General features: G+C 70.6%; 19 protein-coding genes, 1 pseudogene and 1 riboswitch. Of the genes and pseudogenes, 12 read left to right on the top strand and 8 right to left on the bottom strand.

The annotated features are described in order from the left end of the window. The 3 genes and pseudogenes from AB0N03_RS47020 to AB0N03_RS47030 all read left to right on the top strand — a co-directional run. Positions 1 to 1,084, top strand: a pseudogene (locus tag AB0N03_RS47020) (SARP family transcriptional regulator); the annotation flags it as partial. A gap of 101 nt (positions 1,085 to 1,185) precedes the next feature. Further along, the gene (locus AB0N03_RS47025) at positions 1,186 to 1,695 is read left to right on the top strand and encodes a hypothetical protein (protein ID WP_364387085.1); all 510 of its coding nucleotides are present in this window, start codon (positions 1,186 to 1,188) and stop codon (positions 1,693 to 1,695) included. A gap of 170 nt (positions 1,696 to 1,865) precedes the next feature. Next, entirely contained in the window at positions 1,866 to 3,317 is a 1,452-nt protein-coding gene (locus tag AB0N03_RS47030; RefSeq protein ID WP_364387087.1) for an MFS transporter, read from the top strand. 4 nt (positions 3,318 to 3,321) lie between these two features. Here AB0N03_RS47030 and AB0N03_RS47035 read toward each other — a convergent pair whose 3' ends face one another. From AB0N03_RS47035 to AB0N03_RS47050, 4 genes are all read right to left on the bottom strand, one after another. After that, complete coding sequence (locus tag AB0N03_RS47035; protein ID WP_364387089.1) at positions 3,322 to 4,392, bottom strand: DNA polymerase ligase N-terminal domain-containing protein; 1,071 nt, start codon at positions 4,390 to 4,392, stop codon at positions 3,322 to 3,324. Positions 4,393 to 4,605: 213 nt separating this feature from the next. After that, positions 4,606 to 6,624: an ABC transporter ATP-binding protein gene (locus AB0N03_RS47040; RefSeq protein ID WP_364387091.1), complete on the bottom strand. Its 2,019-nt coding sequence runs from the start codon at positions 6,622 to 6,624 to the stop codon at positions 4,606 to 4,608. Continuing rightward, positions 6,621 to 8,354 (bottom strand): ABC transporter ATP-binding protein, encoded by a 1,734-nt coding sequence (locus tag AB0N03_RS47045; protein ID WP_364387093.1) that lies wholly within the window; start codon positions 8,352 to 8,354, stop codon positions 6,621 to 6,623. Before AB0N03_RS47045 ends, AB0N03_RS47040 begins: the two co-directional genes overlap by 4 nt. Next, positions 8,348 to 9,004: a TetR/AcrR family transcriptional regulator gene (locus AB0N03_RS47050; RefSeq protein WP_364387095.1), complete on the bottom strand. Its 657-nt coding sequence runs from the start codon at positions 9,002 to 9,004 to the stop codon at positions 8,348 to 8,350. Before AB0N03_RS47050 ends, AB0N03_RS47045 begins: the two co-directional genes overlap by 7 nt. Positions 9,005 to 9,351: 347 nt before the next feature. Here AB0N03_RS47050 and AB0N03_RS47055 point away from each other — a divergent pair, with 347 nt between their 5' ends. The 9 genes from AB0N03_RS47055 to AB0N03_RS47095 all read left to right on the top strand — a co-directional run bounded on the left by AB0N03_RS47055 (position 9,352) and on the right by AB0N03_RS47095 (position 16,067). After that, positions 9,352 to 10,596: an ATP-binding protein gene (locus AB0N03_RS47055; protein ID WP_364387097.1), complete on the top strand. Its 1,245-nt coding sequence runs from the start codon at positions 9,352 to 9,354 to the stop codon at positions 10,594 to 10,596. Then, a complete protein-coding gene (locus AB0N03_RS47060) occupies positions 10,593 to 11,030 on the top strand; it encodes a roadblock/LC7 domain-containing protein (protein ID WP_125315245.1) in 438 nt (145 codons plus the stop codon). Before AB0N03_RS47055 ends, AB0N03_RS47060 begins: the two co-directional genes overlap by 4 nt. Positions 11,031 to 11,098: 68 nt before the next feature. Then, the gene (locus tag AB0N03_RS47065; protein ID WP_364387099.1) at positions 11,099 to 11,491 is read left to right on the top strand and encodes a DUF742 domain-containing protein; all 393 of its coding nucleotides are present in this window, start codon (positions 11,099 to 11,101) and stop codon (positions 11,489 to 11,491) included. Further along, positions 11,466 to 12,092 carry an ATP/GTP-binding protein gene (locus tag AB0N03_RS47070; RefSeq protein ID WP_364387101.1) on the top strand — a complete coding sequence of 209 codons (627 nt, stop codon included), beginning with the start codon at positions 11,466 to 11,468 and terminating at the stop codon, positions 12,090 to 12,092. Before AB0N03_RS47065 ends, AB0N03_RS47070 begins: the two co-directional genes overlap by 26 nt. Positions 12,093 to 12,111: 19 nt before the next feature. Continuing rightward, positions 12,112 to 13,338 carry a styrene monooxygenase/indole monooxygenase family protein gene (locus AB0N03_RS47075; RefSeq protein ID WP_364387103.1) on the top strand — a complete coding sequence of 409 codons (1,227 nt, stop codon included), beginning with the start codon at positions 12,112 to 12,114 and terminating at the stop codon, positions 13,336 to 13,338. A gap of 74 nt (positions 13,339 to 13,412) precedes the next feature. After that, a complete protein-coding gene (locus AB0N03_RS47080) occupies positions 13,413 to 14,294 on the top strand; it encodes a Ku protein (RefSeq protein WP_364387105.1) in 882 nt (293 codons plus the stop codon). Positions 14,295 to 14,654: 360 nt separating this feature from the next. Further along, positions 14,655 to 14,864 carry a hypothetical protein gene (locus AB0N03_RS47085; protein WP_364387107.1) on the top strand — a complete coding sequence of 70 codons (210 nt, stop codon included), beginning with the start codon at positions 14,655 to 14,657 and terminating at the stop codon, positions 14,862 to 14,864. Between the two features lie 244 nt (positions 14,865 to 15,108). Then, positions 15,109 to 15,426, top strand: a complete 318-nt coding sequence (locus tag AB0N03_RS47090; protein WP_364387109.1) for a metalloregulator ArsR/SmtB family transcription factor — start codon at positions 15,109 to 15,111, stop codon at positions 15,424 to 15,426. After that, positions 15,423 to 16,067 carry a cation transporter gene (locus AB0N03_RS47095; protein WP_364387111.1) on the top strand — a complete coding sequence of 215 codons (645 nt, stop codon included), beginning with the start codon at positions 15,423 to 15,425 and terminating at the stop codon, positions 16,065 to 16,067. The genes AB0N03_RS47090 and AB0N03_RS47095 overlap by 4 nt, the downstream gene beginning before the upstream one ends. 30 nt (positions 16,068 to 16,097) lie before the next feature. Here AB0N03_RS47095 and AB0N03_RS47100 read toward each other — a convergent pair whose 3' ends face one another. The 4 genes from AB0N03_RS47100 to AB0N03_RS47115 all read right to left on the bottom strand — a co-directional run bounded on the left by AB0N03_RS47100 (position 16,098) and on the right by AB0N03_RS47115 (position 18,697). Beyond that, on the bottom strand, positions 16,098 to 16,253 hold the full coding sequence (locus AB0N03_RS47100) for a hypothetical protein (protein ID WP_285996763.1): 156 nt from the start codon (positions 16,251 to 16,253) through the stop codon (positions 16,098 to 16,100). 121 nt (positions 16,254 to 16,374) lie between these two features. Continuing rightward, entirely contained in the window at positions 16,375 to 17,835 is a 1,461-nt protein-coding gene (gene ahcY, locus AB0N03_RS47105; protein ID WP_364387113.1) for an adenosylhomocysteinase, read from the bottom strand. A 96-nt stretch (positions 17,836 to 17,931) separates the two neighbouring features. Beyond that, positions 17,932 to 18,008, bottom strand: a riboswitch (S-adenosyl-L-homocysteine riboswitch). A gap of 31 nt (positions 18,009 to 18,039) precedes the next feature. After that, positions 18,040 to 18,522 carry a GNAT family N-acetyltransferase gene (locus AB0N03_RS47110; RefSeq protein WP_364387115.1) on the bottom strand — a complete coding sequence of 161 codons (483 nt, stop codon included), beginning with the start codon at positions 18,520 to 18,522 and terminating at the stop codon, positions 18,040 to 18,042. Between the two features lie 4 nt (positions 18,523 to 18,526). Next, positions 18,527 to 18,697, bottom strand: a complete 171-nt coding sequence (locus tag AB0N03_RS47115) for a hypothetical protein (RefSeq protein WP_364387117.1) — start codon at positions 18,695 to 18,697, stop codon at positions 18,527 to 18,529. Between the last annotated feature and the right edge of the window lie 38 nt (positions 18,698 to 18,735).

An 18,735-nucleotide genomic window follows, 5' to 3' on the forward strand; every position in this document is an offset into this window, starting at 1 on the left:
GCTGGCCGGCGCGCACGGCTGGCACGACCTCACCGAACGCCTCGCCGACGCGTGCGCCGCGCTGGCCGGCACGCCGTGGCTCGGTCACGCCGCCCGCGCCGTGTCGGTGCTCGGCCTGGCCGCGGCCCGCCGCCGCCAGGACCCGCACGCGGAAGCCGAAAAGCTGTACAACCTCGGTTCGGTGCACTGGCAGCACGGCCGCGGACGGCAGGCGCGCAACTACTTCGTCATGGCCGAGAACCGCTTCCGTCAGCTGGACGACCCGCAGGGCACGGGCGCGGTGCTGGCCGCGCGCGCCGACGTCGACCTCGACGGTGGTGACCCGCGGGCCGCCGAAGCCGCGCTGCTGGAGGCCCTCGACCTGCTGCGCGTGTGCGGCGACCGCCACGGGCAGGCGGCCGCGGCGGCACAGCTGGGTTCGCTGGCCGAGGACGTGGGGGACGTGCGGCGCGCCGTCGAGAGCTTCGAGGTCAGCATGCTGCTCGCGGGGGAGTGCGACGACGGCCGCGGGCACGACCACGCCGCCAAGCGCTACGCCGACGTCCTGCGCCGCCACGGCGGCTGGGACCAGGCGGCCGACCTGCTCACCGGCGCGCTCGGCGGCGCCGTCCGCACCCGCGAGCGGCACTGGGAAGCCCACGTCCTGCGCAGCCTCGGCGACCTGCACACCGAGGCGGGGGAGCTCGTCGACGGCGAGCGCTGCCTGACGCGGTCGCTGACGCTGTTCGAGCAGATCGGGCACCGGCACGCCGCCGCCTACACCCACCGCTGCCTCGCCGAGCTCCGCCGCCGGGCGGGCGACGCGGCCGGCGCGCGGTGGCACCTGCGCGTCGCGATGGGCGTGTTCCGCGAGCTGCGCGACCGCCGCGGCGCCGGGTACACCCTGCTCAGCCTCGGCCGGACCCACGCGGACGAGGGCGCCGGGCCGGAAGCCGCGCGGCTGCTGCGGACGTCGGCCGGCCTGTTCGAGGAGCTCGGGTTCCCGCTGTGGGAGCTGCGCGCGCTGCGGGAGCTCACCGCCGTCACCAGTGAATCCCCGGCACGCGACCGGACTCGTGAAGTCTTGACGAAGATCAGGACCTGACCCGCTCCCGCCCCGGTCCGCGGCCGCACTGTTTGGCGAAGTTATGGCCGTCCCGATTTGGCTGCCGCCGTTCGAGATCGTCGCAGGAGAAGGAGCAAGGCATGCCGGGACAACGGATGCTCGCGCGAGTGGCCGTCGGATTGACCGCTTCGGCCGCGACGGTGGCCTTCGCCACCATCGGCACGGCGTCGGCGAGCGTCGAGGTCACGAAGCTCAGCCAGTCGGCCGCCGCGTCGCAGCTGTCCGCCGCCGGGGTCACGCACTCGTCGAGCGGGGGCTGCACCACGCGGTCGAACTCGACGTGCACGTCCTACGAGCAGATCAACCAGACCACGGTCACCGGCGTCATCACGTTGAAGCGGGCCAGCGGCTGCGCGGTCAACATCACCGGCGGGACCGAGGTCGGCCACGCGTCGGGTACCTACAGCCACTACAACGGCTACAAGGTGGACATCGCGCACAACAGCTGCATCGACAACTACATCAAGAACACCTTCAGCTACATCGGGCTGCGCGGGGACGGCTACCCGCAGTGGAAGGCCGGCTCCGGCAACCTCTACTGCGACGAGGGCAACCACTGGGACATCACGTACTACACCTGCGGCTGCTGACGTCCGGTGCCGGGGCCTGCCCGTCTCGAGGGCTGCGGGCAGCCTCCGGTCGCCGGCGCGGTGGTCGTGCTCGTCGCCGCCGGCCGGCCCCTTGCGCAGCCGGGGAGATGAGCGCACCGCCTCCCGGTTCGTACGGTCGTCGCACGATCGGAACGAGCATGGGAGCGCGGATGACCCTCGCAGAATCGGCGCGGCCGGACTCGGCCGCGCGGCCGGCGGACCCCCGCCGCCTGGCGGCGCTCGTCCTGCTCTGCGCGGCCAACTTCATGGTGATCCTCGACGCCCAGAGCGTGATCATGGGCGTACCGGTGATCGCGGCCGACCTCGGGCTGTCGCCGGTCGAGGCCCAGTGGATCCTCTCGGGCAACCTGCTGACGTTCGGCGGCCTGCTGCTGCTCGGCGGCCGGGCGGCCGACCTGCTCGGCCGCCGCCGCGTGTTCATGCTCGGGACCGCGTTGTTCCTGCTGGTGTCGATCCTGTCCGCGCTCGCCACGGCCGCGCCGCTGCTGCTGGCGGCCCGGGCCCTGCACGGCGTCTCGGCGGCCTTGATGGCCCCGACCGCGATGGCGATCCTGACCGACACGTTCCCGGAGGGCCGCGCGCGCAACCGCGCGCTGGCGACGTGGTCCGCGATCGCCGCGGTGGGCGCGACGACCGGTCTCCTGCTCGGCGGGTTCCTGCTCGACAAGCTGGGGTGGCAGTCGCTGTTCTACGTCAACGTCCCGGTCGCGATCGTGATGCTCGTGCTGAGCCCGGCGCTGCTGCGGGAGAGCCGGGACGCGTCGGCGTCCCGCACGTTCGACGTCGCCGGCGCGGTGCTCGGCACGGCGGCGCTGGCGCTGCTGGTGTACTTGCTGGTCGAGGCGCCGCAATGGGGGTGGACGAGCTTCCCGGTGCTGGGGCTGGGCGCGCTCCTCGTGGTGCTGATCGGCCTGACGGTCCTGGTGGAGAAGCGCTCGGCGAACCCGTTGCTGCCGACGCGGTTGTTCCGTTCCACCACCGTGCTGGGGGCCAACCTGCTGACGATCGTCGCGCTGGTGCCGGGCTTCGGCATGTCGGTGGTGCTTTCGCAGTACTCGCTGGGGGTGCTGGGCCACACGCCGATCCAGTTCGGGCTGAGCCAGTCGGCGATGCCGATCGCGTCGGTGGTGGGGGCGTTCGCCGCCCAGGCCGGCCTCGCCCGCCGCGGCGTCCGGCCGGTCGCGGTGACGGCGCTGCTGCTGCTCGGGGCCGGCTGCGCGCTGCTCGTCGGCATCTCGCTCGACGGCGCGTACCTGACGACGGTGTTCCCCGGCCTGGTCCTGTTCGGCCTGGGGCTCGGTGCGGGCCCGGTGGCGCTGGCGGCGGCGGCGCTGGCGGGGGCGACCACGGCCGACGCGGGCATCGCGTCCGGCACGAGCACGGCCGCGTTCCAGATCGGCGGCGCGTTCGGGGTCGCGGTGGTGTCCACGATCATCGCCTCGAGCATGGCGGCGACGCCCGGGCCGGCCGGTGCCTTGGCCGGGTTCCACCAGAGCCTGGTGATCTGCGCGGTGGTCGCCGTGGCCGGGGCGGTGCTGGCGGTGGCTCTGCTGAGGAAGGCGCGAGGCGGGCAGATCGCCGCGGTCCCGCGGGTGCACTGAGGCTTCAGCCGCCGATGAAGAGCCAGTCGCCGGAGCCGTCGCCGGGGCGATACGGGCTGTCCGCCCGCTTGGCGACCACGCCCGGCAGGCCGTGCTGGCGGCTGGCGCCGAGCACGTCCTCGCCGCCGCCGAGGTAGAAGCGGGGGACCTGCCAGTGGCGGTCGGCGACCGGCAGGTCCGCCAGCAGCTCGCGGCGTTCGGTGTAGGGCAGCTCGAGCGTCGGCTTGCCGTCGAGGTGGAGGACGTCGCCGGCGAAGAAGAAGACGGGGCAACTCGTCTTCAGCCGCTTCGCCGCGGCGCCGTCCGCCCGGCGGCGCTCTTCGAGACCCTGCGGATACGGCTTGCCGTCCTTCACGACGACCACTTCGCCGTCCAGCAACACTTCCGTCGACCCGAGCTCTTCGCCGAGCTTGTGCAGGTCGGGGTAGCGGCCGGTGACGTCGGCGCCGGTGTCGTCGTGGGCGATGACGCGGCCGCCGGAGACCAGCAGCATCGTGCGCAAGCCGCCCCACGCGAACTCGTAGGCCCACTCGCCGTCGTCCGCCGGGAGCCCGCCCGGGACCGCCGTCATCGGCTCGAGGAACTCGGGCGCGTCCTCGTGCCCCGGCTCGGCGGGGTCGAGGCGCCGCAGCATCCAGTCGCGGTCGTCGTCGGCGTTGTGCCGGTTGAGGAAGAGGTACTTGCCGCGGGCCCGCTCGCCGTGGAAGACGACCTCGACCTTGTGGTCGTTCCAGTGCAGGGTTTCGTACTTCCCGGTGTCCCACACGGTCATCCGGCCACCGCCGTACTCGCCCGCCGGGATCTCGCCCGCGAAGGTGAGGTACTCCAAGGGGTGGTCTTCGGTGTGCACGGCGAGCCGGTTCACCCCGGGCGCGAGCGGCAGCCCCCGCGGCACGGCCCACGACACGAGCACGCCGTCGCGTTCCAGCCGGAAGTCCCAGTGCAGCCGGGAGGCGTGGTGCTCCTGGATGACGAAGAGGTCGTTGCCGCCCGGCTCCGGCGGGCCGTCGGGCCAGGGTTCGGGGGTGCGGTCCTTCCCGCGTTTGCCGCGGTACTCCTCGAGCCGGTCGGCCATCGGTGCCCAGTACCCCTTCCGCTCGGGAGCGTTCAGGATACCGGGGCGGGAGGGGAGCCCGGGTGAGGCCGGGTCCCCGATGTCATGAACGGGTCGTTCATCGCGCCGGATGTCATGAACGACCCGTTCATGACATCCGAGGGCTCCGGAAAGCCGTGAAGACCTCCTGCCCGGCTATCGACGCCGGGCAGAAGGCCTTCACGGGCACCGGATTCAGTCGGCCTCCGCCATGGCTTCGGCGAACTGAGCCGCATACAGCCGTGCGTAAGCGCCGCCGCTGCCCAACAGGGTCTCGTGGTCGCCCTGCTCGACGATCTGGCCGTGCTCCATCACCAGGATCACGTCCGCGTCGCGGATCGTGGACAACCGGTGCGCGATGACGAAGCTCGTGCGTCCGCTGCGGAGCGAGTTCATCGCCCGCTGGATCAGCACCTCGGTGCGGGTGTCGACCGAGCTGGTCGCCTCGTCGAGGATCAGGATCACCGGCCTGGCCAGGAACGCCCGGGCCACCGTGATCAGCTGCTTCTCGCCCGCGCTGACCGTGCCGCCCTCGTCGTCGAGCACCGTCTCGTAGCCGTCCGGCAGCGTGCGGACGAAGCGGTCGACGTGCGTCGCCTTCGCCGCTTCGACGATCTCCTCCCGGCTCGGGTTGTCCGCGCCGTAGGCGATGTTCTCCGCGATCGTGCCGCCGAACAGCCACGCGTCCTGCAGCACCATGCCGGTCTGGTCGCGCAGCTCCTCGCGGTTCATCTTCGCGATCTCGACGCCGTCGAGCGTGATCCGCCCGCCGTCGAGCTCGTAGAACCGCATGAGCAGGTTGACCAGCGTCGTCTTGCCCGCGCCGGTCGGGCCGACGATCGCCACCGTCTGGCCGGGCTCCACCGAAAGCGACAGGTCGTCGATCAGCGGCTTGTCCGGCAGGTAGCGGAACGAGACGTCCTGGAACTCGACCTGCCCGCGGATCACCGCCGGCCGCTCCGGGTGCTCGGGCTCCGGCTCCTGCTCCTCGGCGTCGAGCAGCGCGAACACCCGCTCGGCCGAGGCGACGCCGGACTGCAGCAGGTTCGCCATGCTGGCAATCTGCGTCACCGGCTGGCTGAACTGGCGCGAGTACTGGATGAACGCCTGCACCTCGCCGAGCGTCAGGCTGCCCGACGCGACGCGCAGCGCGCCGATCACCGCGACCAGCACGTAGCTCAGGTTGCCGATGAACATCATCGCCGGCTGGATCATCCCGGAGATGAACTGCGCCCGGAAGCTCGCCTCGTACAGCGTGTCGTTCTGCTTGTCGAAGATCGCCGCGGCCTCGTCGCGGCGGCCGAACACCTTGACCAGCGAGTGCCCGGTGTACATCTCCTCGACGTGCGCGTTGAGCTTCCCGGTCGTGGCCCACTGCTTGATGAAGTTCGGCTGCGCCCGCTTCCCGATCTTCGCCGCCACGACGGCCGAGAGCGGCACCGTGAGCAGCGCGATCAGCGCCAGCAGCGGCGAGATCAGGAACATCATGATCAGCACGCCGATGACCGTCAGCAGCGACGCGACGATCTGCGACAGCGTCTGCTGCAGCGACATCGCCAGGTTGTCGATGTCGTTGGTGACCCGGGAAAGGATCTCGCCGCGCGGCTGGCGGTCGAAGTACTTCAGCGGCAGCCGCGCGAACTTCTCTTCGACGTCCTGGCGCAGCCGGTACACGGCCTGCTGCACCAGCGTCGTCGTCAGCCGGGCCTGGATCAGCCCGAAGAACGACGCGATGACGAACAGCGCCAGCACGGTCAGCAGGATCTGCCCGACCTTGTCGAAGTCGATGCCCACCCCGGGCACGAGATCGACGCGGCCGTAGATGTCGGCGAGGGTGCTGTTGCCGCCGGCGCGCAGCCCGGCGACGATCTGCTCCTTGGTGACCCCCGGCGGCACCTGCTTGCCGAGCACGCCGGCGAGGATCGCGTCGGTGGCCTGGCCGAGGATCTTCGGCCCGATCACCGTCAGCGCGACGCTCGCCGCACCGAGCACGAGCACCCCGATCAGGTGGAGCCGTTGCGGGGCCAGCATGCGCAGCAGCCGCTTGAGGGACCCCTTGAAGTCGAGGGCCTTCTCCGGCGGTGCGCCGCCGGCCATCCACCGGCCCGGTCCGGCCGTCGCCGCCCCGGTGTTCTTCTGCCGCTCGGCGGTCGGCCGTTCCCCCGCTTCGGTGACGGCGGCGGTGGCGGTCTTGGGCGATTCGGTCGTGCTCACGCCGCCTCCTGCTCGGTCAGCTGGGACAGCACGATCTCCCGGTAGGTTTCGTTGCCGTCGAACAGTTCGTGGTGGGTGCCGGTGCCGACGACGCGGCCCTCGTCGAGGACGATGATGCGGTCGGCGCCGCGGATGGTGCTGACGCGCTGCGCGACGATGATCACCGTCGCTTCGGCGGTCTCCGAGACCAGCGCGCGGCGCAGGGCCGCGTCGGTCGCGTAGTCCAGCGCCGAGAACGAGTCGTCGAAGAGGTAGATCTCCGGCTTGTGCACCAGCATCCGCGCGATCGCGATCCGCTGCCGCTGCCCGCCCGAGACGTTCGTGCCGCCCTGGGCGATCGGCGCTTCCAGGCCTTCGGGCATCGCTTCGACGAAGTCCTTGCCCTGCGCCACTTCCAGCGCGCGCCACAGCTCTTCGTCGGTCGCGTCCGGGTTGCCGTACCGCAGGTTGCTCGCCACCGTCCCGGCGAACAGGTACGGCTTCTGCGGCACCAGCCCGACCGCGCGGGCGAGCACCGCCGGGTCGAGGTCGCGCACGTCGACGCCGTCGACCTTCACCGTGCCGCGGGTCGCGTCCATCAGCCGCGGGATCAGGTTGAGCAGCGTGGTCTTCCCGGTACCCGTCGACCCGATCACCGCGGTCGTCTCACCCGGCCGCCCGATCAGCGAGATGTCCTGCAGCACCGGCTTTTCCGCGCCGGGGTAGCGGAACTCGACGCCGGCGAGCTCCAGGTGCCCGTGCAGCTCGCCGGGCGTGATCGGCGACTCCGGCAGCCGGACGCTCGACTCGGTGTCGAGCACCTCGCTGATCCGCTCGGCGCTGACCTCCGCGCGCGGCACCATCATGAACATGAACGTGGCCATCATGACCGACATCAGGATCTGCAGCAGGTAGGACAGGAACGCCGTCAGCGCGCCGATCTGCATGCTGCCGGAGTCGATGCGCTGGCCGCCGAACCACAGCACGGCCACGCTGGAGGCGTTCATCACCAGCATGACGATCGGGAACATCAGCGCCATCAGCCGCCCGACCCGCAGCGACACCGTGAGCAGCTGGTCGTTCGCGGCGTCGAAGCGCTCGCGTTCGTGCTTGTCGCGGACGAACGCGCGGATGACGCGGATGCCCATGATCTGCTCGCGCAGCACCTGGTTGATCTTGTCGATCCGTTCCTGCATCAGCCGGAACGCCGGGCGCATCTTGGTGATGATCGTCCCGACCGCGACGGCGAGCACCGGCACGATCACCAGCAGCAGCGAGGAAAGCGGCACGTCGAGGTTCAGCGCGAGGATGATCCCGCCGACGCACATGATCGGTGCCGACACCATCAGCGTCAGCGTCATCACGACCAGCATCTGGATCTGCTGGACGTCGTTGGTGGTGCGAGTGATCAGCGACGGCGTGCCGAAGTGGCCGACCTCGCGGGCCGAGAAGTCCTGCACCCGGTGGAAGACGCCGGAGCGGATGTCGCGGCCGACCGCCATCGCGGTGCGGGCGCCGTAGTACACCGCGCCGATCGAGCCGGCGATCTGGGCCAGCGTCACGGCGAGCATCACGACGCCGACGCGCAGGATGTAGGCCATGTCGCCCTTGATCAGCCCGTTGTCGACGATGTCGGCGTTGAGCGTCGGCAGGTAGAGCATGGCGATCGTCTGCACGAGCTGCAGCGCGACGATCACCCACAACGTGGTTCTGTACGGGCGCAGGTGACTGCGCAGGAGCTTGACTAGCACAACGGTTCCCCCAGTGATGTGGTGGTGGTGTTCGGTGCGGTGCCGCCGGTCAGGGTGGGCATCCCGGTGGCCAGCTCGTCCAGCAGCCGTTCCAGGGTCGGGAGGAACGGCTCGCCTTCGGTCATGAACCAGTTGACGAAGGCGACGCGGACGGCGCTTTCCACCGTGGAGGCCATCAGCCGGCACAGGAGGTGGTCCGCCCCGCCCGCCCGCTTCGCGATGGTCTCGGCGAGGACGCGTTCGACCGCCGCGTGGGCGTTGAGGAACTCGCCGCGCAGCATGAGCTGGCCCATCAGCTCCCGGATACGCGCAACATACGCGCGATCCGGCTCGCCCTCACGCGAATATTGCTCGATCACCGCCTGCTTCACGGACTCCCAGAGCGGCTCGCCCTCCGGCCGGGCGAGCAGGGCTTCGCGCATCCCCTCGTGGCGGTCGACGACCATCGAGCAGACCGCCTGCTCCTTGCTGGAGAAGTAGTTGTTGAATGTGCGGGGCGAGACACCGACCTCGGTGGCGATGTCCTCGACCCGCACGTTCTCCAGCCCGCGGTCCAGCGAGAGCCGCAACGCGGCCTGCGCGAGGGCGCGGCGGGCCTCGCGCTTCTTGCGTTCCCGCAGCGTCAGCTTCGGTGGCTCCTCCGGCGGCATGAACGGAGTGTAGCGAAAAACTTGCGTGGTCCGCAAAAAAGTGCGGGCCACGCAAAATTAGGGCGAACCGGACACGGCCCGGATTTCGCCGTGCGGGCCCGTGTGGCCTGCGGTATCGGCGCCCGTGTGCGCTCTGTTGCGCCACGCAATTTGCAAAATTGAGCCGAACGGCCTAATCCACTGCGCTCACCAGGCGCGACGCTCCGAATTCGTGCTCACTCGGCGCGGTCGCGCGGGGACGGGTTGTGGACACGTCACGAGGCTTTCTGCTTGCATGTCGGTCGTCGCCGCCGGGGGTCGGCACGTCGTACCGCGTCCGAACTTGAGCAAGGAAGAAGTGGGACCACATGGCCAGCCGGGCCCGGGAACTCCTGGATCGATCACGCGTCCTGCTGGACCGCTCGCGGGTCGCCGCCGCGCAGTTCCTCACCGCGCCGCCGAAGCACCCTGGGTACGCGCCCGCGGCCGGACCGGCGATCGCCGCGCTGCCGCCGCTGGAGCCCGTGGCGGTGCCGGAGGCGACGGCGGACGACGCCGTGCTGGCGGAGATCTGCGCCAGCGTCGCCCTGCGTGACCTCAACCTGCTGGACCAGCTCCTCGCCCGGCTCGAAGAGCTGGAGGCGGGGGAGGAGGACCACCACCGCCTCGCCGAGCTCTACCAGCTCGACCACCTCGCGACGCGGCTGCGGCGCAACGCCGAGAACCTGCGCGTCCTGGCCGGTCAGGAGACCGCCGACGACGCCGCCCGCGCCACCTCGGTGCTCGACGTCATGCGCGCGGCGATGTCTTCGATCGACCACTACGCCCGGATCACCATCGGCCGGGTCGTGAACCTCGGCGTTGTCGGCTTCGCCGCGGAGGACCTGGGCCGGGTGCTGGCGGAGCTGTTCGACAACGCCGCCAACCAGTCGTCGCCGAGTTCGCCGGTGAACATCAGCGCGCACCTGACCGAGCAGGGCAGCGTGCTCGTCCGGATCGAGGACGAGGGCATCGGCATCCCGGCCGACCGCGTCGACGGCCTCAACGCGCGGCTCGCCGCCGGCGGCGACCTCGACGACGCCGCGGCGCGCCACATGGGCCTCGCGGTGGTCTCCCGGCTCGCCGCCCGCCACGACGTCACCGTGCGCCTGGACCGGCGCAGCCCGCACGGCACGGTGGCCACCGTGCTGCTGCCCACCGGCATCGTCACCGAGCTCGCCGAACACGCGTGGTCCGGCACCCGGACCGTCACCGTCGAGCCGGTCAAGGCATCGGGGGGCGAGCCCGCCGCGGTCGGCGGCCTCCCGCGCCGCCGCCCGGGGGCTTTCCCCCGCGAAGAGCCGGTCACGCAGATGCCGCGCAAGCCCAGCCCCCGCCCGCGGCCGCTGGAGCAGACCGGCGGGATGACGGCCAACGGCCTGCCGCGCCGGGTGCCCGGCAGCATCCGCGGGGCCGCCCCCGAACCACCACCGCCCCCGCCGGCCCCGGCTTCGCCCGGCTCCGGCCACGACCAGCTGCTCGCCGACCTCGGCGCGTTCGCCGACGGCGAGCGGGCCGCGCTCGCCGAGAACCGCTCCCAGCAGGACGAGACGCCCGGAGGAACCGCCTCGTGAGCGCCCCCCACCCGGCCCCGGCGAACTTCGCCTGGCTGCTCGACGACTTCGTGCGGAAGGTCCACGGGGTCAGCCACGCGCTGATCATGAGCGTGGACGGCTTCCCCCTCACCGCGTCCGACTCGGTCGGTGAAGCCGAGGCCGAACAGCTCGCGGCGATCGCCAGCGGCCTGCTCTCGCTGGCCGGCAACAGCGCGGCACTGTTCGGGAAGGGCGCCTGCGAGCAGATCATCATCCGGCTGACCCACGGCTACTTCCTCTTCATGGGCATCGGCTCCGGTGCCGGGCTCGCGGTGCTGACCTCGGGCGAGGCGGACATGAAGGTGGTCGCCTACGAGATGACCCAGTTCATCACCAACGCCGGCCACGCGCTCACCCCCGAGGTGCGCGCCGAACTGCGCCAGGTGCTCACCGCGCGCCGGCCCCGGGTGTGATCGGCGTGCCCCACGACTCTTCCGGGGGTCCGGGTGGCGGAGCCCCCGGCCCGGGGCGAAGCCCCGGAATGCAGCACGAGGATGTGATCTCCGTGTCCGACAAGGACACCGCCTTGCCGCGGCGCAGCCGCCGGATCCGCGCGTACGCGCTCACCGGCGGCCGCACCAGCACCCGCCACCAGCTGCTGGTGGAGACGCTGGTCTCGGTCCCGCAGTACGACCCGGCGCTGAGCGGCACGCTCATGCCCGAGTCGCGCTCGCTCTACGAACGTGCCCGGGCGCGCTGCTCGATCGCCGAGCTGTCGGTCGGGCTGGACCTGCCGCTGGGCGTGGTGCGGGTGCTGATCGGCGACCTCGCGTCCCAGGGCGCGGTATTCGTCCACCCCACGGCGCACGCCTACCACCACGACACCAACGTGCTCGAGAGGATCCTTGATGGGCTCAAGCGGCTCCCCGCCTGAGGGCGATCTGCTGACGATCTCCGCGAAGATCGTCGTCGCCGGGGGCTTCGGTGTCGGCAAGACCACCTTCGTCGGGGCGGTCTCCGAGGTGCCGCCGATGAGCAACGAGGCGTGGATGACCGAGGCCGGCGAAGGCGTCGACGACATCCCGCCCGGCGGCAAGTCGACCACGACCGTCGCGATGGACTTCGGCCGCATCACGCTGCGCCCGGACCTGCTGCTGTACCTGTTCGGCACGCCCGGCCAGGCGCGGTTCTGGTTCCTCTGGGACGACCTGAGCCGCGGCGCGCTCGGCGCGGTCGTGCTGGTCGACACCAGCCGGATCGACGAGTCGTTCGCGGCGATCAACTACTTCGAGAACGACTCGGAGCTGCCGTTCGTCGTGGCGGTCAACCAGTTCGAGGGCATGCCGGTGCACGACCTCGAGGAGGTGCGCGACGCGCTCGCGCTCGACCCGAGCGTCCCGCTGGTCACCTGCGACGCCCGCGACCGCGCCTCGACGATCGCCACCCTGACCGAGCTGGTCGGCCACACGCTGTCGCTGGCCGTGCTCTCCGGCCCGGCGGGCCGCGAGCTCGCCGGCAGCGTCCCGCACGCCTGAACGAGGAGAGAAGAGCTTCATGCGCAAGGTCCTGATCGTGGGCGCCGGGCAGTCCGGGCTGCAGCTGGCCCTCGGGCTGCTGGCGAAGGACTACGACGTCACGGTGATGTCCGCGCGGACGCCGGAGGAGATCCGGAACGGGCGCGTGATGTCGACGCAGTGCATGTTCCACGACGCGCTGCAGCACGAGCGGGACCTCGGCATCGACCAGTGGGAAGTCGACACCGTGAACGTCGAAGGCCTCGGCGTGTCCGTGGCCGCGCCGGACGGCGGGCGCGCGCTCGACTGGTTCGCCGAGCTGGACCACATCGCGCAGTCGGTCGACCAGCGGGTGAAGATGGCCGGCTGGCTCGAGCTGTTCGAGGACCGCGGCGGCAAGCTCGTCATCCACGGCGTGATGACGTCCGAGCTGGACGCGCTGGCCCGGCTGTACGACCTGGTGATCATCTCGGCCGGCAAGGGCGAGCTGGTCCAGCTGTTCGACCGGATCCCGGAGCGGTCGCCGTACACGAAACCGATGCGCGCGCTGTCGCTGGCCTACGCCCACGGCGTGCGCCCGCGCCCGGAGCACCCGGACAAGATGGCGGTGCGGTTCAACATCGTCCCCGGGGTCGGGGAGCTGTTCATGATCCCGGCGTACACGCTCACCGGGAACTGCGACATCCTCTTCTTCGAAGGCGTGCCCGGCGGGCCGCTGGACTGCTTCGACGACCGCCCGGGGCCGGCCGAGCACTTCTCGCGGATCTTGGACCTGATGCGGCAGTTCGTGCCGTGGGAGTACGAGCGCAGCCGCGACGCCGAGCTGACCGACGCGAAGGCGACGCTGGCCGGCGGCTACACACCGGTGGTCCGCAACCCGGTCGGCACGCTGCCCGGCGGGGCGATCGTGCTGGGCATGGCCGACGTCGTCGTGGCGAACGACCCGATCACCGGGCAGGGCTCCAACAACGCGAGCCACTGCGCGGCCACCTACCTGGACGCGATCGTCGAGCACGGCGACCGGCCGTTCGACGCGGGCTGGATGGACGCGACGTTCGAGCGCTACTGGGAGTACGCCCGGCACGTCACCGAATGGACCAACGCGCTGCTCATGCCGCCGCCCCCGCACGTGCTCCAGATCCTCGGGGTGGCCGGCCAGAACCCCGCGGTGGCGCGGCGGTTCGCGAACGGGTTCACCGATCCGACGGACTTCCAGAACTGGTTCATGGACCCCGTGCTGTGGGAGAAGTACCTGGCAGAGGTCTAGATCAGACTGTCGCCGGGGGACGATTCGGGCTACGGTTGTCACGTAGCGTGAAGGCGACTCCGGAGGTGCGTGGCATGCGGGCGATGTGGAAGGGCTCGGTGTCGTTCGGGCTGGTGTCCATCCCGATCCAGCTGTACGCGGCCACCGAGAACAAGAACGTCTCGCTCCGCCAGGTGCACGAGGCCGACGGCGGCCGCATCCAGTACAAGCGGTTCTGCACGATCGACGGCGCCGAGGTGCCCTACGCCGAGATCGCCAAGGGCTACGAGCTGCCCGACGGCGAGATGGTCGTGATCACCGACACCGAGATGGCCGACCTGCCGCTGTCTTCGCAGCGCACGATCGACGTCCTGGAGTTCGTGCCGCTCGAGTCGATCGACCCGATCCAGTACGACCGGACGTACTACCTGGAGCCGCAGAAGAGCGCGGTGAAGCCGTACATCGTCCTGCGGGACGCGCTGCACAAGTCGAGCCAGGTGGCCATCGCCAAGGTCGCCGTGCGGCAGCGGGAGAGCATGGCGGTGCTGCGGGTGCACGCCGACGTGCTGGTGATGACGACGATGCTGTGGCCGGACGAGGTCCGCGAACCCGACTTCCCCTTCCTGCGCGACGACCCGCCGCAGGTCCGGCCGCAGGAGCTCACCATGGCCGGGTCGCTGATCGACTCCCTGGCCGAGCCGGTGTTCGAGCCGGAGAAGTACCACGACCACTACCGCGAGGCCCTCGAGGAGATGATCGAGGCCAAGGTGGCGGGGGAGGAGACGACCAAGCCGGCGGCGGTCACCGCGAAGGCCGACGTGGTCGACCTGATGGCGGCGCTGCAGGCCAGTGTGGACGCGGCGAAGAAGTCTCGCGGGGCGAAGTCCACTTCGGAGGAGTCCGATGAGGACGAGGAGCCGCCGCCCGCTGCGAAGAAGAAGCCGGCGGCGCGGAAGCGGGCACCGAAGTCAGCCTGATCTCGACGGTCCTGGGCTACTTGGATGACATGAACGACCCTTTCCTGTCGTCGGACGACATGAACGACCCTTTCATGACGTCGGCAGTCAGGGCTCCGGCAAGGTCACGGCCGCGCGCGGGGGTCGGGTGTCGCGAATGAGTCATTGGGGGCGCCGGAGGTCTCGAATGAGTCATTCGCGACGTTTGGCGGGGGTTGGCGGCGTCGTGAACGACCCTTTCCTGACGTCGGCCCGAGCGTGCCTGAGCCCGGCCGGGTGGCCGGGCCGACACGCCGCCGGCCCCTACCACGTCCGCGTGCTTCCCGGTGGTAGCAAGGAGTGCGAGCACACCGGGCACGAACGCGGAAAGGCGGGCCGGTCATGGAGTGCGCTTCCTGTGACACGGGAATCGATCACTGCCACGGCACCCTCGTGGTGCACCCGGACGGCGGGTTCGCCGAGTGCACCGATCCGGCCTGTGAGGACGGTGACCGCGTCCGGCACGGCCTGATCGTCGACTGCCAGGCCCTCGGCAGCGGGTGCGGCTGTGCCGCCGCACCGGGGAAACCGCTGCTGCGCCAAGCTTCCTGAGCCTCCCGCCAGGATCCGCGAAGGCCTTCTCGATCGGCTTCACCGCCGGCCGGGGAGGCCTTCGTGGCGTCAGGATCGCGTCAAGCGCGTAACACGATCGTGTATGCAGCTGTGTACACGGGCTTGGCGATGTGCTAACACTAACGGGGTCCTTCGGCTCTCCCTCCCCCTCGGAGCCGGAGGACCCTTTAATTTCCGCGGTGTCCCGTGTGGATAGGTCAGCCACTGATGTACAGTTCACCGCATGGTGACCTGTGAGACGCGGGAGTCGGCGCTGGCCCGGATCGGGCGCGCCCTCGCCGACCCGACCCGCTGCCGGATCCTGACCGCGCTGCTCGACGGGCCCGCCTATCCCGGGCGGCTCGCCGGTGAACTCGGGCTGAGCCGCTCGAACGTCTCGAACCACCTTGCGTGCCTGCGGGGCTGCGGGCTCGTCGCGGCGGGCTACGAAGGCCGTCAGGTGCGGTACGAGATCGCCGACGCGCACCTGGCCCGCGCGCTGCGCGAGCTCGTCCAGGTCGTGCTGGCGGTCGAACCGCGGGAAGAATGCGAGCCGGCATGACGAGCGCGGAGTGCTCCGACGGCTGCTGCGCGCCGGTCACTGTCGGCCCGGACCGCCGGGCGGTGCTCGTGCGGCGGGTCCGGCTGCTCGTGGCGGCGACCATCACCTACAACGTCGTCGAAGCCGCCGTGGCGCTGACAGCCGGAACCGCGGCCTCATCGGGCGCACTGGTCGGCTTCGGCCTGGATTCGGTGATCGAGGTCGCTTCGGCGGTCGCGGTCGCCTGGCAGTTCTCGGGCCGTGACCCGGAAGCCCGCGAACGGCGGACGCTGCGCCTGATCGCGCTGTCGTTCTTCACGCTGGCCGCCTACGTGACGGCGGAGTCCGTGCGGACGTTCTTCACCGCGGCGGCACCGGAAAGCTCGCTCACCGGGGTCGTCCTCGCGGCGGTTTCGCTTGTCGTGATGCCCGCCCTGTCCGCCGCGCAACGGCGAACGGGACGGGAGCTGGGTTCCGCCAGCGCGGTCGCGGATTCGCGGCAGACTTTGCTCTGCTCTTACCTTTCCGCGGTCCTGCTGGCGGGATTGCTGCTCAACACCCTCTGGGGCTGGTGGTGGGCCGATCCGCTCGTGGCCATCGCCATCGCCGTCGTGGCGGTGAAAGAAGGCCGAACGGCCTGGCGCGGCGAGCATTGCTGCTGACGCCGTGCCAGGCCGTTCGCGACTGTTCGATCAGTACCAGTGCGCACGCCCACCGATCCGGCGGCCGGTGCCGCCCAGGATGGCCAGTGCCACGCCGGCCACCGCGAGGATGATGCCGATGGTGTAAAGCACCGGGATACCGACGATGAACCCGATGACCAGAAGAATCACACCGAGGACGATCACTTGACACACTCCTTCGCACGAGACCCGGCCCGGCTCCGTGCCGTCCGGGCGGATGCGCTCTCGACGGGAGGATGGCCAGTTTCCGGATAAACCAAACTGCGGCAAATGGAGCAACTTCGGATCAGTACCGGTAGTGGTCGAGCTTGTACGGACCCTCGACGTCGACGCCGATGTAGTCCGCCTGGGCCTTCGAGAGCTTGGTGAGTTTCACACCGAGCGCGTCGAGGTGCAGCCGGGCCACCTTTTCGTCGAGGTGCTTCGGCAGCCGGTGGACGTCGGTGGCGTACTCGCCGGGCTTGGCGAACAGCTCGATCTGCGCGATGGCCTGGTTGGTGAACGAGTTCGACATCACGAACGACGGGTGCCCGGTCGCGTTGCCGAGGTTCATCAGGCGGCCCTCGGAAAGCACGATGATCGCGTGGCCGTCCGGGAACGTCCACTCGTGCACCTGCGGCTTGATCTCGTTCTTCACGATGCCCGGCAGCTTCACCAGCCCGGCGATGTCGATCTCGTTGTCGAAGTGCCCGACGTTCGCGACGATCGCGTTGTGCTTCATCCGGCTCATCTGCTCCGCCGAGATGATGCCGAAGTTGCCGGTGGTGGTGATGAAGATGTCGGCCGTCTCGACGACGTCCTCGAGCTCCACCACGTCAAGCCCGTCCATCGCCGCCTGCAGCGCGCAGATCGGGTCGATCTCGGTGACCGAGACCCGGGCACCCTGGCCGCGCAACGCCTCGACCGCGCCCTTGCCGACGTCGCCGTAGCCGCAGACGAGGACGCGCTTGCCCCCGATCATCACGTCGGTGGCGCGGTTCAATCCGTCCACAAGGGAGTGTCGGATGCCGTACTTGTTGTCGAACTTGGACTTCGTCACGGAGTCGTTGACGTTCATGGCGGGGAAGAGCAGCTCGCCGTCCTTGGCGAGCTTGTAGAGCCGCTTGACGCCGTTGGTCGTCTCCTCGGTGACGCCGCGGATCTCCTTGGCCATGCGGGTGAAGCGGTCGCCGTCGGCGGCCAGGCTCGCGCGCAGGGTGCCGAGGACGATCCGGTACTCCTCGGGGTCCTCTTCGGACGGCTGCGGCACCGCGCCCGCGGCTTCGAACTCGACTCCCTTGTGGACGAGCAGGGTGGCGTCGCCGCCGTCGTCGAGGATCATGTTCGGCGCCCGGCCGCCGGCGAAGGCGAAGAGCCGGTCGGTGCACCACCAGTACTCTTCGAGCGTCTCGCCCTTCCACGCGAACACCGGCGTACCGGCTGGGGCGTCGACGGTGCCCTCGAGGCCGACGACGACCGCGGCGGCGGCCTCGTCCTGGGTGGAGAAGATGTTGCAGGACACCCAGCGCACCTCGGCACCGAGCGCGACGAGCGTCTCGATGAGCACGGCGGTCTGGATGGTCATGTGCAGCGACCCGGCGATGCGGGCGCCCTTCAGCGGCTGCGCGGCGGCGTACTCGCGGCGGATCGCCATCAGGCCGGGCATCTCGTGCTCGGCCAGCCGCAGCTGGGTGCGGCCGGCCGCGGCCAGGGACAGGTCGGCGACGGCGAAGTCGAGACCGTTGCGGGTCTGCAGTTTGTCACTCATTCTTCGGTGCACTCCGGAGCTCGTTGCGGACCGCTCGGGAGGCAGGACGGAAAGTCCCCAGGCACATCACAGCGGACATCAAAAAAGGCACCTCCCTCGCGGGAGGCGCCCTTGGAGTCGTGGTCCGGGCCGAGCGTGGCGGAAAGAGTTCCGTCGCAGCGCCTCTCGGCCCGGAACCAGGATGGCAAAGCCGCCGGGAAGCTGTCAAGCGAGCGAGCGCGCCATGAGGACGTCGTCGACGTCCGTGCCGTCGACGTGGAATTCCGCGCGCAGCACGCCTTCCACGACGAATCCGCAGCCTTCGTAGACCCGCCGGGCGGCGGTGTTGTGACCCAGCACGCGCAACGTCACCTTGCGCGCGCCGCGGCGCCGCGCCTCGGCCACCGCGGCGTGGACGAGCTGCCCGGCGATGCCGAGCCGGCGCCGGTCCGGGTCGACGGCGAGGCCGCCGATCACCCGTACGTGGTCGTGGGCGGGGATGGCGAACCCCGCGCCGAGGCGGACGTAGCCGGCGACCACGCCGTCGTGCTCGGCGACGAGGACGTCCTCGGGGTGGGTCCCGTCGTCGAAGAACGGGGTGCCGGGCGGGGGCGGGGGAGCGGGGGACATCGTCGTGGTCCAGGTGCGCTCGTCGAGCTTCGCCAGCACGGCTTCGTCGTCGGCGCGGGCGCCGCGGATGGTGATCACTTGCTCAGTGTCGCCCACGCCTCGTCGACGATCCCGGCCAGCCGCTCGGCGCGTCGCCGAACAGGCTCAGCACCAGCCACGGCACGCCGACCAGGAACGCGCCGACGAACACGCCGATGAGGCCGACGACGACGGGCCGGCCGGTCAGCGGGCGGCGCGGTACGGGCTGCGGCACCGGCGGCACCGGCGGCTCGTCTGCTGCCCGGGTGCGGG

This window comes from Amycolatopsis sp. NPDC051061, assembly GCF_040682935.1.
In the GTDB taxonomy this organism is placed as follows: domain Bacteria; phylum Actinomycetota; class Actinomycetes; order Mycobacteriales; family Pseudonocardiaceae; genus Amycolatopsis.

Excerpts from the sequence above, each read along its gene's own strand:
- AB0N03_RS47025 (WP_364387085.1), top strand. The coding sequence starts at position 1,186 with ATGCCGGGACAACGGATGCTCGCGCGAGTGGCCGTCGGATTGACCGCT.
- AB0N03_RS47030 (WP_364387087.1), top strand. The coding sequence starts at position 1,866 with ATGACCCTCGCAGAATCGGCGCGGCCGGACTCGGCCGCGCGGCCGGCG.
- AB0N03_RS47035 (WP_364387089.1), bottom strand. The coding sequence starts at position 4,392 with ATGGCCGACCGGCTCGAGGAGTACCGCGGCAAACGCGGGAAGGACCGC.
- AB0N03_RS47050 (WP_364387095.1), bottom strand. The coding sequence starts at position 9,004 with ATGCCGCCGGAGGAGCCACCGAAGCTGACGCTGCGGGAACGCAAGAAG.
- AB0N03_RS47055 (WP_364387097.1), top strand. The coding sequence starts at position 9,352 with ATGGCCAGCCGGGCCCGGGAACTCCTGGATCGATCACGCGTCCTGCTG.
- AB0N03_RS47065 (WP_364387099.1), top strand. The coding sequence starts at position 11,099 with ATGCAGCACGAGGATGTGATCTCCGTGTCCGACAAGGACACCGCCTTG.
- AB0N03_RS47070 (WP_364387101.1), top strand. The coding sequence starts at position 11,466 with ATGGGCTCAAGCGGCTCCCCGCCTGAGGGCGATCTGCTGACGATCTCC.
- AB0N03_RS47075 (WP_364387103.1), top strand. The coding sequence starts at position 12,112 with ATGCGCAAGGTCCTGATCGTGGGCGCCGGGCAGTCCGGGCTGCAGCTG.
- AB0N03_RS47080 (WP_364387105.1), top strand. The coding sequence starts at position 13,413 with ATGCGGGCGATGTGGAAGGGCTCGGTGTCGTTCGGGCTGGTGTCCATC.
- AB0N03_RS47085 (WP_364387107.1), top strand. The coding sequence starts at position 14,655 with ATGGAGTGCGCTTCCTGTGACACGGGAATCGATCACTGCCACGGCACC.
- AB0N03_RS47090 (WP_364387109.1), top strand. The coding sequence starts at position 15,109 with ATGGTGACCTGTGAGACGCGGGAGTCGGCGCTGGCCCGGATCGGGCGC.
- AB0N03_RS47095 (WP_364387111.1), top strand. The coding sequence starts at position 15,423 with ATGACGAGCGCGGAGTGCTCCGACGGCTGCTGCGCGCCGGTCACTGTC.
- ahcY (WP_364387113.1), bottom strand. The coding sequence starts at position 17,835 with ATGAGTGACAAACTGCAGACCCGCAACGGTCTCGACTTCGCCGTCGCC.